General features: G+C 71.5%; 12 protein-coding genes. 7 read left to right on the top strand and 5 right to left on the bottom strand.

Annotated features, from left to right (window positions below; all coding sequences use genetic code 11):
• Positions 1 to 76 precede the first annotated feature (76 nt).
• Positions 77 to 1,723, bottom strand: coding sequence for a glycoside hydrolase family 13 protein (locus DEJ12_RS16735; RefSeq protein WP_111030892.1), 1,647 nt, complete (start codon positions 1,721 to 1,723; stop codon positions 77 to 79).
• Positions 1,724 to 1,829: 106 nt separating this feature from the next.
• On the opposite strand from DEJ12_RS16735, the gene DEJ12_RS16730 reads away from it, so the two are divergent.
• The 5 genes from DEJ12_RS16730 to DEJ12_RS16710 all read left to right on the top strand — a co-directional run bounded on the left by DEJ12_RS16730 (position 1,830) and on the right by DEJ12_RS16710 (position 5,737).
• A complete protein-coding gene (locus DEJ12_RS16730; protein WP_027464982.1) occupies positions 1,830 to 2,396 on the top strand; it encodes an NADPH-dependent FMN reductase in 567 nt (188 codons plus the stop codon).
• 174 nt (positions 2,397 to 2,570) lie between these two features.
• The gene (locus tag DEJ12_RS16725) at positions 2,571 to 3,083 is read left to right on the top strand and encodes a MarR family winged helix-turn-helix transcriptional regulator (protein WP_111024711.1); all 513 of its coding nucleotides are present in this window, start codon (positions 2,571 to 2,573) and stop codon (positions 3,081 to 3,083) included.
• 113 nt (positions 3,084 to 3,196) lie between these two features.
• On the top strand, positions 3,197 to 3,703 hold the full coding sequence (locus DEJ12_RS16720; protein ID WP_017886495.1) for a Dps family protein: 507 nt from the start codon (positions 3,197 to 3,199) through the stop codon (positions 3,701 to 3,703).
• Positions 3,704 to 3,711: 8 nt separating this feature from the next.
• Positions 3,712 to 4,512 (top strand): SDR family NAD(P)-dependent oxidoreductase, encoded by an 801-nt coding sequence (locus tag DEJ12_RS16715; RefSeq protein ID WP_071246288.1) that lies wholly within the window; start codon positions 3,712 to 3,714, stop codon positions 4,510 to 4,512.
• A 31-nt stretch (positions 4,513 to 4,543) separates the two neighbouring features.
• The gene (locus DEJ12_RS16710; RefSeq protein ID WP_111030890.1) at positions 4,544 to 5,737 is read left to right on the top strand and encodes an NAD(P)/FAD-dependent oxidoreductase; all 1,194 of its coding nucleotides are present in this window, start codon (positions 4,544 to 4,546) and stop codon (positions 5,735 to 5,737) included.
• 156 nt (positions 5,738 to 5,893) lie between these two features.
• On the opposite strand, the gene DEJ12_RS16705 is transcribed toward DEJ12_RS16710, so the two are convergent.
• From DEJ12_RS16705 to DEJ12_RS16690, 4 genes are all read right to left on the bottom strand, one after another.
• Positions 5,894 to 6,964, bottom strand: a complete 1,071-nt coding sequence (locus tag DEJ12_RS16705; RefSeq protein WP_111030888.1) for an alpha/beta fold hydrolase — start codon at positions 6,962 to 6,964, stop codon at positions 5,894 to 5,896.
• 70 nt (positions 6,965 to 7,034) lie between these two features.
• The gene (locus DEJ12_RS16700; protein ID WP_111030886.1) at positions 7,035 to 7,910 is read right to left on the bottom strand and encodes an SMP-30/gluconolactonase/LRE family protein; all 876 of its coding nucleotides are present in this window, start codon (positions 7,908 to 7,910) and stop codon (positions 7,035 to 7,037) included.
• A gap of 76 nt (positions 7,911 to 7,986) precedes the next feature.
• On the bottom strand, positions 7,987 to 8,820 hold the full coding sequence (locus tag DEJ12_RS16695; protein WP_111039758.1) for a DUF1206 domain-containing protein: 834 nt from the start codon (positions 8,818 to 8,820) through the stop codon (positions 7,987 to 7,989).
• Positions 8,821 to 8,957: 137 nt separating this feature from the next.
• A complete protein-coding gene (locus tag DEJ12_RS16690) occupies positions 8,958 to 10,124 on the bottom strand; it encodes an RtcB family protein (RefSeq protein ID WP_071404876.1) in 1,167 nt (388 codons plus the stop codon).
• A gap of 504 nt (positions 10,125 to 10,628) precedes the next feature.
• On the opposite strand from DEJ12_RS16690, the gene DEJ12_RS16685 reads away from it, so the two are divergent.
• Entirely contained in the window at positions 10,629 to 12,449 is a 1,821-nt protein-coding gene (locus DEJ12_RS16685; protein ID WP_111030882.1) for a glycoside hydrolase family 15 protein, read from the top strand.
• A gap of 46 nt (positions 12,450 to 12,495) precedes the next feature.
• On the top strand, positions 12,496 to 13,098 hold the full coding sequence (locus tag DEJ12_RS16680) for a DUF1992 domain-containing protein (protein ID WP_111030880.1): 603 nt from the start codon (positions 12,496 to 12,498) through the stop codon (positions 13,096 to 13,098).
• Positions 13,099 to 13,396 lie beyond the last annotated feature (298 nt).

Below are 13,396 nucleotides of genomic sequence, written 5' to 3'. Positions count from 1 at the left end.
GGCGGCGGCGAGACGATCTGTGGAACGCCCCCACGGGCCTCCCGGCTGTGGAGGAAGAACGACGCGAGCGGACCGCTCAGGCCAGCCACACCGTCGTCTCACCCGGCAGCAGCCCCGGTGCGACCCCGTCGAGCGGCCCGGACGCGACGACGACGGTCCCGGCCGGCAGGGGCACCGGCGCGGTGCCGAAGTTCGTGACCGACCGCCAGCCGTCGTGCCGCGCGAACGCCACGACCTCGGAGCCGGACTCCAGCCACGTCAGCGCCTCCCCCTGCTGCAGCCGACGCCGGGCGGCCAGCGCCCGGCGGTACAGCGACAGGGTCGACTCGGGATCGCCGTCCTCGGCCTCGACCGAGGACTCCCCGAAGTCCTGCGGCTGCGGCAGGTGCGGTGCGACGTCCCCGAAGCCGAACGACGGCCCGGAGCGCGTCCACGGGATCGGCACCCGACAGCCGTCCCGGCCCTTCACGGTGTGCCCGGTGCGGAGCCACTTCGGGTCCTGCAGCAGGTCGCGCGGGATCGCGGCGGCCTCGTGCAGCCCGAGCTCCTCGCCCTGGTAGACGTACGACGACCCGGGCAGCGCCAGCATCAGCATCGTCGCAGCTCGGGCCCGACGGAGCCCCCGTGCACGGTCGAGCTCCGGCGTCGTGCCGTCCGTCATGAGCCAGGCGTCGGTGTCGGTGCCGTCCGGCAGGCCGTAACGGGTGGGGTGCCGCACGACGTCGTGGTTCGAGAGCACCCAGGTGCTCGAGGCACCGGACTGCTCCGAGGCGGCCAGGTTCCGCTCGATGATCCGACGGAACACATCGGGCTCGAACGGAGCCTCGAGCAGGTCGAAGTTGAAGGCCTGCCCGAGCTCCGTCGGCCGGGCGTACAGGACGCGGCGGGGTGCCGGGGCCCAGGCCTCGGCGACCGCGGCACGGGGCGGGTCGTACTCGTCGAGCACCCGGCGCCAGGTGGCGAAGATCTCGTGCACCTCGTCGCGGTCGTACAGCGGGTCGGAGCCGTCGAGCGGCAGGTCCTGCTCGTTCGACGGCCGGTACGGGGTCGACAGGTCCTTCGCCAGACCGTGCGCGACGTCCACGCGGAACCCGTCGACACCGCGGTCGGACCAGAAGCGCAGCGTGTCCTCGAAGTCGGCGCGGACCTCGGGGTTCGACCAGTCCAGGTCGGGCTGCTCGGGGGCGAACAGGTGCAGGTACCACTGCCCGTCGGGCACTCGGGTCCACGCGCTGCCACCGAAGTTCGACACCCAGTCGCTCGGCGGCAGTTCCCCGGAGGCGCCCGAGCCCTCACGGAACACGTACCGCGCACGCTCGGCCGACCCCGGCGCGGACGCCAACGCGGCCCGGAACCACTCGTGCTGGTCCGAGGTGTGGTTCGGCACGATGTCGACGATGACCTTGAGGTCGTGCTCGTGGGCGGCCCTGACCAGGGCGTCCAGGTCGTCGAGGGACCCGAGCTTCGGGTCGACGGCGCGGTAGTCGGCGACGTCGTAACCACCGTCGGCGAGCGGCGACGGGAAGAACGGGGAGAGCCACAGGGCATCGACGCCCAGCGATGCCAGGTACGGCACCCGGCTCGTGATGCCCGCGACGTCACCGAGCCCGTCGCCGTCCGTGTCGGCGAAGCTGCGCGGGTAGACCTGGTAGACGACGGCATCGCGCCACCAGGTCGGGTCGGTGGTTCGTGGCGTGCTGGCCGGGGTCCGAAGCGTGGTCACGTCGCCACCGTACCCAGGGTGCTGGGAATAGCGCCCCCTACGATCGCATTGGTTGTCGCTGACACCTTTCCGTCCAGCAACAGCATCCCGCAACAGAAGGAGCTCCATGACGAACGTCCTCGTCCTCGTCGGCAGCCTGCGCGCCGACTCCATCAACCGCAAGCTCGCCGAGGCCGCCGCGCACCACGCGCCGGAGGGCATCGAGCTGCACACCTTCGACGGCATCGTCGACCTGCCGTTCTACAACGAGGACATCGACGGCGACACCCCGCCCGCCGCGGCCGTCGCCTTCCGCGACGCCGTCGCCACCGCGGACGCCGTCCTGCTGATCACCCCCGAGTACAACGGCACCATCCCCGCCGTCCTGAAGAACGCGCTCGACTGGGGTTCGCGTCCGTTCGGTGCCTCGCCGCTGTCCGGCAAGCCCCTCGCCGTGATCGGCTCGGCGTTCGGCCAGTACGGCGGCGTCTGGGCCCACGACGACGCCCGCAAGGCCGCCGGCATCGCCGGCGCGAAGGTCCTGGAGGACGTCAAGGTCGCCATCCCGCAGTCGGTCGTCCGCTTCGCCGAGACCCACCCGCGCGAGGACGCCGAGGTCACGACGCTCGTGCAGGGCGCGCTCACCGCGCTCGCCGAGGCCGCAGCCGGCACGGACGAGCAGGCAGCCGCGTAACGCGACGAACCATCGGACAGGAGGCCCGTGGCGACCCCGCCACGGGCCTCCTGTCCGTCCGGTGCGGACGCATCGGACGGTGCGGACGTTGCGGACGTTGCGGACGCACCGGTCGTGGCGGAACCCGGGAGTTCACTAGACGGCCGAGATACGAGACGGGTTACCCTGAACGCCATGTCGACGCAGGAGATCACCGAGGCGTCCGGGTACTGGTTCCCGGACGACGACGCGACCCAACGCGGGGTCGCGGTGCTGAACGCCCTGCGCCGGTACCGATCCGCTGAGACGGCCATGCGCCGCCGGACCCGTGACTCGATGGGCATGGGCGAGACCGACCTGCTCGCCGTGCGTTTCCTGCTGCAGGCGCAGCGCTCCGGCACCGCCGTGAGCCCGAAGGACCTCGCCGCGTACCTCAAGATCTCGTCGGCCTCGACGACCATCCTCATCGACCGCCTGGTCAAGTCGAACCACGTCCGCCGCGACCCGCACCCCACCGACCGACGGGCCCTCGTCATCACGCCGACGACCGAGACCGACGACGAGGTCCGCGCCACGCTCGGCGTGATGCACCGCCGGATGATGTCGATCGCCGAGGGGCTCCCCGCGTCCGAGGCGCGGATCGTCGCCGGGTTCCTGGAGCAGATGCGCGACGCCGTTGACCAGGTCGACCCCGCGCCGTCGCACTGAGCAGCCCTGCACCGGACGACCTCGGGGGACGCTGCCTCCGAGCGCACTGAGAGCGCGCACTGCGGCACCGCGTAGACCGGAACGGTCACACCGACGCGAAAGGAGCCACAACCATGCACGCTTCGGACAAGATGGCCAAGAACCTCCAGGCGGTCCTCGTGGACCTCATCGACCTGCACCTGCAGGGCAAGCAGGCCCACTGGAACATCCTGGGCACCAACTTCCGCGACCTCCACCTGCAGCTCGACGAGATCGTCGACGCGGCCCGTGAGTTCGCCGACGACACCGCCGAGCGCATGCGTGCGCTGTACCTCGTGCCGGACGGCCGCTCGGCGACCGTCTCCGCGGGCAGCCACCTCGACGCGTTCCCCTCGGGCGAGATCACCACGCACGACGCCATCGACCAGGTCACGCTCCGGCTGTACCAGGCGACGGGCACCATGCGCGACGTCCACGACGAGGTCGACGAAGAGGACCCGACGACCGCGGACCTGCTCCACGGCTTCATCGAGCGCCTCGAGCAGCTCGCGTGGATGGTCTCCGCCGAGAACCGCGCGCCCAGCACCCCGCTGGCCTCCGCCACCACGCCCGCCGTCGCCGACGCGTCGGCACACGCGTAGGGGCCCGGGTGGACCTCGGTATCCAGGGCAAGACCGCACTCGTCTTCGGCGGCGACTCCGGCATCGGCTGGAACACGGCGCGCATCCTCCTGGCAGAGGGTGCGACCGTGGTCGTCACCGACATCGACCAGAGCCGTCTGGACACCAGTGCGGACCAGCTCGAGGCGCCGCTCGGCAAGCTGCACGCCTTCGCCGCCGACGTCCGAAGCGCCGAGAGCCTCGCCGCCCTGCACGACAAGGTGCGTGAAGCGGTCGGCGAGATCGACATCCTGGTGCAGTCCTCGGGCGTCACCGGCGCCCAGGGCATGTTCCACGAGATCGACGAGGCCGGCTGGGCGGAGACGATCGACATCGACCTGATGGGGCCGGTGCGGATCACCCGCGAGTTCATCGGCGACCTGCGACAGGGCGGCTGGGGACGCATCGTCTACCTGGTGTCCGAGGACGCCTCGCAGCCGTACGACGACGAACTGCCCTACTGCGCCGCGAAGGCCGGGGTGCTCTCGTTCGCCAAGGGCCTGTCGCGCTCCTACGCCTCCGAGGGGCTGCTGGTGAACACGGTCTCCCCCGCGTTCATCCACACGCCGATGACCGACGCGATGATGGACAAGCGGGCCAAGCAGCGCGGGACCTCGTTCGACGAGGCCATCGGCAGCTTCCTCGAAGAGGAGCGCCCGTACATGGAGCTCAAGCGCCGCGGCGAGCCGGAAGAGGTCGCGAACGTGGTGGCCTTCCTGTGCTCGGACCTGGCCAGCTTCGTGAACGGCGCCAACTACCGGGTCGACTCCGGCTCGGTCGCCACGATCTGATCGTGGCACCACAGCACCGCCAGGAGGCGTCATGACCGACTTCCGCTACCTCATCGTCGGCGGCGGGATGGTCGCCGACGCCGCTGCCCGTGGCATCCGCGAGCTCGACACCGACGGGTCGATCGGCATCCTCAGCGAGGACGTCGACCGGCCCTACGCCCGGCCCGCGCTCTCGAAGAAGCTCTGGACCGATCCGGACTTCAGCTGGGACGACAAGGTCGACCTGCACACCGAGGAGACCGGGGCGCAGTTCGTCCTGGGAACCGCGGTCACCGGGATCGACCGTGCCGCGAAGACCGTCACGACGGCCGACGGCGCGACCCACGGCTACGAGCGGCTCCTGCTCGCGACCGGCGGGAAGCCGCGTGGGCTGCCGGGGCTGTCCCCGTCGGCACGCGTGCTCGACTACCGCAGCGCGTCGGACTACCGCCGGCTGCGCGAACTCGCGGACGCCGGAGCACACGTCGCCGTCGTCGGCGGCGGGTACATCGGTCAGGAGATCACGGCGGGCATCGTGCAGAACGGCGCACGCGTCACGCTGGTCGACCCCGACGAGGTCGTCGGCGGACGGATGTTCCCGGACGACCTGGCTCGGGCGTTCCAGCAGCGCTTCGTCGACCACGGCGTCGAGCTCCGCACCGGTCGCCGGGTGTCCGAGGGCACCGAGACGGCCGACGGCGTGCGGCTGACGCTCGACGACGGCTCCGTGGTCGAGGCCGATGCGGTCGTCGCCGGACTCGGCATCGAACCCGCGACGCAGCTCGCCGCCGACGCCGGACTCACCGTCCGCGACGGCATCGTGGTGAGCTCGACGCTGCTCACCGACGACGACTCCGTGTTCGCCGCCGGTGACGTCGCTGAGTACCCGGACCGGATCCTCGGCACCCGCCGGGTGGAGCACGTCGACAACGCCCAGCAGCAGGGTCGGCAGGCAGGCCGCAACCTGGCCGACGCCGACGAGACCTACGACCACACGCCGATGTTCTACTCCGACGTCTTCGACATGGGGTACGAGGCCGTCGGACAGGTCAGCTCGAAGCTCCGCACGGTCGAGGACTGGCAGGACCCCACCGTCACCGGCGTCGTCTACTACCTGGACGACGACGACACGGTCCGGGGCGTGCTGCTCTGGAACGTGTGGGACAAGACCGACGAGGCCCGCAAGGTGCTCGCCGAGGCGAACGCGCTGACGCCCGACATGCTGCCGGGCCGCATCACGCCCTGACCGCTCGCCCGTCGCGGTGGTCGCGACGCCCTGGAGGCCCGGTGCCGGTCCGTCGGACCGGCACCGGGCCTCCAGGCGGTCACCCGCAGATCGCGGCGGACGCTGCTTCGACGGTGCGCGCTGCTTCGACGGTGCTGGCTACTTCGACGGTGCTGGCTACTTCGACTCCGGCGCGACTTCGTCGACGACCGCCCGGCGATCGGCCGGGTCGACCGGCAGGTCGTCACCGTCCGCCATCGCGACGGCGTGCGCGGACTTGGCCGCCTCGAGCGTCTCGTCGTCGTTCCGGGCCATCCCGAACAGCTCGATGAACCGCGACTTGACCAGCAACCAGGCGTCCCCCGGGCTGAGCCGCGCCAGGTCCGACGACGTCGAGTCGTCGCGCACCCGCTGCAGCGACGACACGCCCCGGTCGGGGATCCTGTGGTCGACGTGCGCCACGGCGAGCCGCGCGACCGCGTCGGCCTGTGCGTGCATGACCGAGTGTGCGCCGTCGACGACCTCACGGAGGACCGCGTACGGGAACACCCGCGCCAGCCGACGGACCCAGTCCCGCGGCACCATCGCGTCGTGCTCACCGCGGACGATCAGGGTGCGGGCATGCACGTGGGCGGCGCGCTCCTCGATCGGGAACGCGATCATCCGCGGCAGGACCTTCCGGAACCAGTGCCAGCCGCACAGCGCGTACGCCGTGATGCCGTGCCAGCGGACCGCGGCGGGCTCGTGCAGCGTCGACCGGAGGAACCGGAACGCCGACTGTCGCACCGTGCGTGCCGACGAGTCGACCACCGGGCTGATGAGCACGAGGTCGGAGATCCCCGGACGGCGGGCGGCGACCTCGGTGACGACCTGGGTGCCCATCGAGTGCCCGACCAGGACCGGGTCCTGGAGCCCGAGGTCGTCGATGACCCGCTCGACCGCGTCGGCGTAGCGCTCGATCGAGACCTTCCCGCGGAACCGCGGGACACCGGCGAAGCCCGGCAGGTCGAGTGCGTGCACGGGACCGTTCTCGTTGAGGTGCGGGGCGAGCCGCTCGTAGTAGGTCGAGGCGATGCCGAGCCCCGCGACGAGCACGAAGGCCCGCGCGCCCGGCTCGCCGATCGAGCTCACCCGGACGTAGGTGCCGTCGACCGCGACCCGGTCCACCTGCACCGTGACGTCGGCGTCCTCGGCCTGGGCGAGCTCGCCGGCCGGGTCCGGCCGCGGTGCCTGGCGTTCGTCGTCCACGTGGGTCTCCTCCGGTCGGGCGGTCGCCCAGGATACCCGGCCGCCGTCCGCGCGGGCGGCGACGACGTGCTCAGCCGCTGAAGGTGTTCGCGGGGAACCCGTGCACCGTCGTCGGCACCGCGAAGACCGCGCCGGACCGGGGCGCCTGCTCCAGGTCCTCCTCGGTGAGGTTCTCGCGGGCCGTCCCGACGAAGAGCGTCGACATGTCCGGGCCGCCGAACGCCACCGACGTCGGGTTGGCGACGGGGAGCTCCACCGTCTCCAGGTGCGAGCCGTCCGGCCCGTAGCGCTCGACGCGGGACCCGCCGTAGATCGCGCTCCAGAAGCAGCCCTGGTCGTCGCGGACCAGGCCGTCGTGCGCCTGACCGACGATGAACGGCTCGAGTTCGCCGAGCTCGCCGTCCGGGCCGTACGACCCCCGGAAGACGGTCGAGGCGCTGGTGTCGGTGACGTACATCGTGCTGCCGTCCTCCGACCACTCCATGCCGTTCGTCACGCCGAAGCCGCCGCGGAGCACCCGGGTCGTGCCGTCGGCCTCGATCGAGTAGAGCGCTCCGTCGGGCTCGCCGGTCGTCACGTTCATGCTGCCGACCAGGAACCGGCCGAACGGGTCGCACTTGCCCTCGTTGAACCGGTTGCCCGAGGTGCTGTGGGTGACTCGGGCGATCTCACGCTCCACGGCACCCTGCTCGTCGGTCACCACGACGGTGTCGCCGAGGGCCGCGACGAACCCGCCGGAGGCCCGGGGCTGGAAGCTCGCCAGCGGGGGCGGCAGCGGCACGCTCGAGCGCACGGTGCCGTCGGCCTCGGCGGTGTTGAGGGTGCCGAGGGTGATGTCGGCCCACCGGAGCAGCTGTGCGGACGGGTCCCAGACGATGCTCTCGGCGAGGACCGCTCGGGCGTCGGCGAAGACGGTCGCGGGGCCGGTCGTGACGTTGGTGCTCATCGACCCCGTCTACCGCGGGGGCGGTCCGTGCCCGTTCAGGCGTGCGTGCGGCGGGTAGCGCGGCGGCGCCGGCGGGTCAGAGGCGGGCGAACCGCGCGCGGAAGAAGCTGTAGACGCCGAAGGCCAGGAACCCGATGCCGATCGCGACGAGGACGAACACCCCACCGGGCATGCTCCGCACCGCGTCGAACGCGGCGTCGAGGCCGGTGGCCTGGTCGGGGTCGCTCTGCAGCCCCGCGACGGCGATGAGCACGCCCACGATGACCACGGCGACGCCCTTGCCGACGTACCCGACGACGCCGAGCACGGTGACCACGCGGTCGAGCTGACCCGACGGTCGCGTGATCTGCTTCCGGAACGACCGGCGGCAGCCGATCACCACGAGCCCGATGCCGACCGCGACCGCGATCGCCCCGGCCAGGACCAGCACGAACACCCCGCCCGGTGTCGCCAGGGTCTTCGCCGCGGCACTCTGCGACGAACTGCTCGAGCTCGAGCCGGCGCCGAGCGCGTACGAGGCCGCCGAGTACGCGATCACGCCGTAGACCACGGCCTTCGCGACGTCCTTCAGCCGGGCGAGCCAGCCCCGGGTGGTGTCGGAACGGCCGCCGACGATCGCCTCGACGACCAGGCGCACGGTGAGTGCGGCCGTGCCGACGGCGATCAGCCAGAGCAGGAACACCCCGCCGGGGACCGCGGCGATCTGCTGCAGCGCACCGGACTGGTCCGTCTCGCCACCGGAGGACGCGTTGCCGATCCCGAGCAGGATCGCCAGGTACCCGATCAGCAGGTGGACGATGCCGCTGCCGACGAACCCGGCGCGTGCCGTGACCTCGAACCAGCGGCTGTCGGCCGCCCGCCGGACCTGTCGTCCGGTTTCCTTCGCTGCGTGCTCCGCCGTGTCGCTCATCACGGCCCAGCGTGCCCGACGCATGCCGTCCTGTCCGGGGCGCGCCGGGGCGCGCCGGGCCGTGCGGTCCGCCACGTGGCGGACGGGAGGCCCGTGGCGGTGCCGCCACGGGCCTCCCGTCCGTCGGTGGGCGCGTCTCAGTCGCCCTTCACGTTGACGACCTGCCGCAGGGTGTGCCGGATCGACACGAGGTCCTCGGCGTCCGCCATGACCTGGTCGATCGGCTTGTAGGCGGCCGGGATCTCGTCGAGGAACGCGTCGGTGTCGCGGTACTCGATGCCGGCCATCGCCTCGCGCAGCTGCTCGTGGGTGAAGGTCCGCCGGGCAGCGCTCCGCGAGAACAGCCGGCCGGCACCGTGCGGGGACGACTCGAGCGAGGGCTTGTTGCCGAGTCCCTCGACCACGTACGACGCGGTGCCCATCGACCCGGGGATCAGGCCGGGCTGACCGGCCTTCGCCTGGATCGCACCCTTGCGTGAGACCCACACGGACTTGCCCCAGTGCGTCTCACGCTGCGTGAAGTTGTGGTGGCAGTTGATCCGCTCGCGCTCGTCGACGGGCGTGCCGACGGCCTCGGACAGCTGCCGCACGACGCGGTCCATCATCTCCTCGCGGTTGAGCAGCGCGAAGTGCTGGGCCCACCGCAGCTCGGCGATGTACCGGTCGAACTCCGGCGTGCCCTCGACCAGGTACGCCAGGTCGGGGTCCGCCAGCTGGATCCACCAGCGCTCCATGGCCTTCTTGGCGACCTTGATGTGCCGCTGCGCGATCTTGTTGCCGACGCCCCGCGACCCGGAGTGCAGGAAGAGCCAGACCCGGTCCTGCTCGTCGAGGGAGACCTCGATGAAGTGGTTGCCGGAGCCGAGCGTGCCGAGCTGGTTCCGCCACCCGCCGTGCACGCCGTCGGGGTCGAACCCGGCGGTCTCGGCCATCGCCTCGAGCTCGGCGATCCGGGGAGCGGCGGTCGCCACGATCTTCCGGTTCGACGCACCGGCCGACAGCGGGATCGCTCGCTCGATCTGCTCGCGCAGGCCCTGCAGGTCGGCGGGCAGGTCGGTGGCGGTGAACTGCGTGCGGACCGCGATCATGCCGCAGCCGATGTCCACGCCGACGGCCGCCGGCATGATCGCGCCGAGGGTCGGGATGACGGACCCGACGGTGGCCCCGAGGCCGAGGTGTGCGTCGGGCATGAGGGCCAGGTGCGGGAACACGAACGGCATGCGCGCGGTCGTGCGGGCCTGCTGCTCGGTGTTGTCCTCGAGCATCGAGGCCCAGCTGAGCAATCGGTCGTTGATCTTCTTCATGGAGTCGTCTCGCTTTCGTGACGGTCGAGGTGACGGTCCGAGACGGTCGTACGCCGAGCCTCCTGGTCGTCGCCGGACGTGGCGGACGGAAGGAAGCGGTGCTGACGAACGCCCCGGGCCGGGTGGGCACGGGGCGTCGTGGGACGTCGCGTGCCTACACGGGATAGCGGAGGGACCACTGCTGCTCGGGCAGCACGGCGGCCGCGGCGAGCTGGAGCTCGACGCGTTCCTCGTTGTGCTGCACGGTGCGCATGCGCGGTCCTTCCGGTGTGCCCGGGGCGGGCGGTCTGCCTGATCGGCAGGAGGATGACGCTAGTGCGACACGCCCGGGATGCGCAAGTCGCGTGGGCGTGTCGGCTGGGCGCCGGGGGTTCGCCGGCGGCTCTCCTGGGGTGCTCCGGCGGTTCGCCGGTGGTTCTCCACAGCCGGGAGGCCCGGCGTGCGTTCTCCACGAGGGGTACGTCCGCCTGATGGTCGCCACCGGGGCCGGGGCAGGCTGGACGCATGACCGAGCGCACGCGAGACACCCCCGACGCGACCGAGAACGAGGAACGGACGAACGGGTACGTCCCGCTCCGTTCGTACGGCGCGATCGGCGACGGGCGGACGGTCGCCCTCATCGCACTCGACGGCCGGATCGACTGGCTGCCGATCCCGTCGATGGACTCGCCGCCGGTGTTCGCGAGCATCGTCGACGCCGAGCACGGCGGACACGTCGCCCTGCGCCCCGTGGACGACCAGGCGCAGGTGTCCCGCGCCTACCTGCCGGGGACGAACGTGCTCGTGACGACGTGGACGACCCCGTCCGGCACCGCCACCGTGACCGACGCCATGGTCACCGGTGTGGCCGGACGCCTGCCGTGGGCCGAGATCGGCCGCTGCGTGCAGGGGGTCGAAGGGTCGGTTGAGATGGAGTGGGCGGTCGTGCCCGGCACGATCCTGAACACGGCGGAACCGCGCCGACTCGACACCGCGAACGGCACGGTGATCGGCATCGACGGCGTGACCATCGCGATCGTCGAGCAGGGCTTCGAACCGGTGCACGACGACGGCCCCCGGTTCTCGGGGCGGTTCACGACGACCGAGGGCTCGAAGTCGATCCTGACCATCGTCGGCACGTACGACGAGCCGATCTTCCTGCCCGAGCCCGAGCGCACCCTCGAAGGGGTCGACCGCACGATCGAGAACTGGTCGACCTGGTCGAAGGAGTTCAGCTACGACGGCCCCTGGTCGGACGCCGTCCAGCGCAGCGCCCTCGCCCTGAAGCTCCTGATCTTCGCCCCCACCGGCGCCATCGCCGCGGCCCCGACGACGAGCCTGCCCGAGGACCGCACCGGCGGGAAGAACTGGGACTACCGGTTCGCCTGGGTGCGCGACCTGGCGTACACGGTGCACGCGCTCACCCGCTTCGGCCTGCGCGAGGAGACGCACGCCGCCGTGTCGTGGGTGATGCGCACGATCGCCGAGCACGACGAGACGATGCCGATCTTCTACGGGCTCGACGGGTCGAAGAGCGACACCGTCGAGGAGCGCGACGTCCCGGGCTGGAACGGCATCGGGCCGGTCACGATCGGCAACCGCGCCGGTGACCAGCTGCAGCTCGGGGTCTGGGGCGACGTGTTCGAGATCATGCGGCAGTACGTCCGAGCCGGCAACGTGCTCGACCGCAAGACGGCCTCGGTGCTGCAGGACCTGGCCGACGACGCGTGCCACCGCTGGGTGGAGCCCGACTCGGGCATGTGGGAGCTGCAGGAGGCGCAGCACTACACGACGAGCAAGATCGGCTGCTGGCAGGCGCTCGACGCCGCGGTCGAGCTGCACGATGCGGGGATGATCGACGGCCCGCGCGAGAAGTGGATCGAGAACCGCGAGCTCATCGAGGACTGGGTCGCCGAGAACGGGTGGAACGAGGAGCTCGGCCACTACGTCATGTACCCGGGCACCGACGCGCTCGACTGCTCGATCCTGCTGCACGCGATGTCGGCGTTCGACCGCGGACCGCGCATGGAGTCCACGATCCGGGCGATCGAGGAGCAGCTGCAGCACGGCCCGCTCGTGTACCGGTACTCCGGCATCCAGGACGAGGAATCGCCGTTCGTGGCGTGCTCGTTCTGGCTCGCTGCGGCCCTCGCCTGCGTCGGACGGGTCGACGACGCGAAGCAGCTGATGGACGACATGGTCGCGCAGGCGAACGACGTCGGCCTGTTCAGCGAGATGCTCAGTGCCGTCGACGGGGACTTCATGGGCAACATCCCCCAGGGTCTGTCGCACCTGGCCCTCATCCAGGCCGCGCTGACCATCGAAGAAGTCTCAGAGAAGTCCTGACCGGGCTGGACGAACCGTCGGGGGCGCGGGGCATCATGGTCTGACGATGAACGACGTCGATGCACGGATGGACCGGCTCCGCAGGGCCGCGCGCTACCGCTACCAGCAGCTCGTCGACCAGGAGATCGAGCGGGGGTCGCTCGACCCCGACGAGGTGCGGTCGGAACGCGAGGAACGTCGGCTGCTCAAGGCCGCCGACGTCGCGGCGCACGCCCGGGCCCAGATCGCGGAGGCCGAGCGCCGCGGGGTCTTCGAGGGCAACCCGTACCACGGCAAGCCGCTGCCGGGCCTCGACGGGCAGCACGACCCGGACTGGTGGATCAAGTCGAAGATCGAGCGTGAGGACATCCGGGGCATCGCGCCGCCGGCCCTGGCGCTGCGCACCGAGGACGCCGAACTCGACGACGCACTCGACGCATTGTCGTTGGAGTCCGACGTGCGCGACGTCCTCGTGGACTTCAACGCGCGGGTGAAAGAGGCCCGACGGCAGCTGCTCGGCGGGCCGCCGGTGGTGACGCCGATGCGCGACGTCGAGGCCGAGGTGCTCGCGTGGCGGGAGCGCCGCGAGGTGCGCATGGCCTCCGCTGCGCAGGCTGCGGAGCAGGCGCGGCTCGAGGCCAAGCCGCGGCGGTGGTGGCGGCGCCGCTGAGCGGTACCGCCGTGCGGTGCGGTGCGGTGGGGTCCGGGCGCGATTTCGCGCTGAGCGACAGTCCACGCGAACGTGAGCACGTGAGGTGTCGCCCAGCCCGTGACGACGCCGCGGCCTGCGGGCCCGCACGACGCAAGTCGGCCCGGGCCACGCTGCTGCGTGGTCCGGGCCGATTGTGGCGGTGCGGGGTGTTACTTGATCTGTGCGGTGATGGTGGCGGTGCCGACGAGGAGGCCGCGCTTGACGGCGTCGGTGCCGAAGGTCTTGTTCAGCAGGCCGGCGGCGTCTTCGGAGATGT

The sequence above is a fragment of the Curtobacterium sp. MCLR17_059 genome, assembly GCF_003234665.1.
In the GTDB taxonomy this organism is placed as follows: domain Bacteria; phylum Actinomycetota; class Actinomycetes; order Actinomycetales; family Microbacteriaceae; genus Curtobacterium; species Curtobacterium flaccumfaciens.
Note: the sequence above shows the minus strand (reverse complement) of the source record. Positions and strands in the feature narration are given on the sequence as shown.

Excerpts from the sequence above, each read along its gene's own strand:
- DEJ12_RS16730 (WP_027464982.1), top strand. The coding sequence starts at position 1,830 with ATGACGAACGTCCTCGTCCTCGTCGGCAGCCTGCGCGCCGACTCCATC.
- DEJ12_RS16725 (WP_111024711.1), top strand. The coding sequence starts at position 2,571 with ATGTCGACGCAGGAGATCACCGAGGCGTCCGGGTACTGGTTCCCGGAC.
- DEJ12_RS16720 (WP_017886495.1), top strand. The coding sequence starts at position 3,197 with ATGCACGCTTCGGACAAGATGGCCAAGAACCTCCAGGCGGTCCTCGTG.
- DEJ12_RS16710 (WP_111030890.1), top strand. The coding sequence starts at position 4,544 with ATGACCGACTTCCGCTACCTCATCGTCGGCGGCGGGATGGTCGCCGAC.
- DEJ12_RS16700 (WP_111030886.1), bottom strand. The coding sequence starts at position 7,910 with ATGAGCACCAACGTCACGACCGGCCCCGCGACCGTCTTCGCCGACGCC.
- DEJ12_RS16695 (WP_111039758.1), bottom strand. The coding sequence starts at position 8,820 with ATGAGCGACACGGCGGAGCACGCAGCGAAGGAAACCGGACGACAGGTC.
- DEJ12_RS16690 (WP_071404876.1), bottom strand. The coding sequence starts at position 10,124 with ATGAAGAAGATCAACGACCGATTGCTCAGCTGGGCCTCGATGCTCGAG.
- DEJ12_RS16685 (WP_111030882.1), top strand. The coding sequence starts at position 10,629 with ATGACCGAGCGCACGCGAGACACCCCCGACGCGACCGAGAACGAGGAA.
- DEJ12_RS16680 (WP_111030880.1), top strand. The coding sequence starts at position 12,496 with ATGAACGACGTCGATGCACGGATGGACCGGCTCCGCAGGGCCGCGCGC.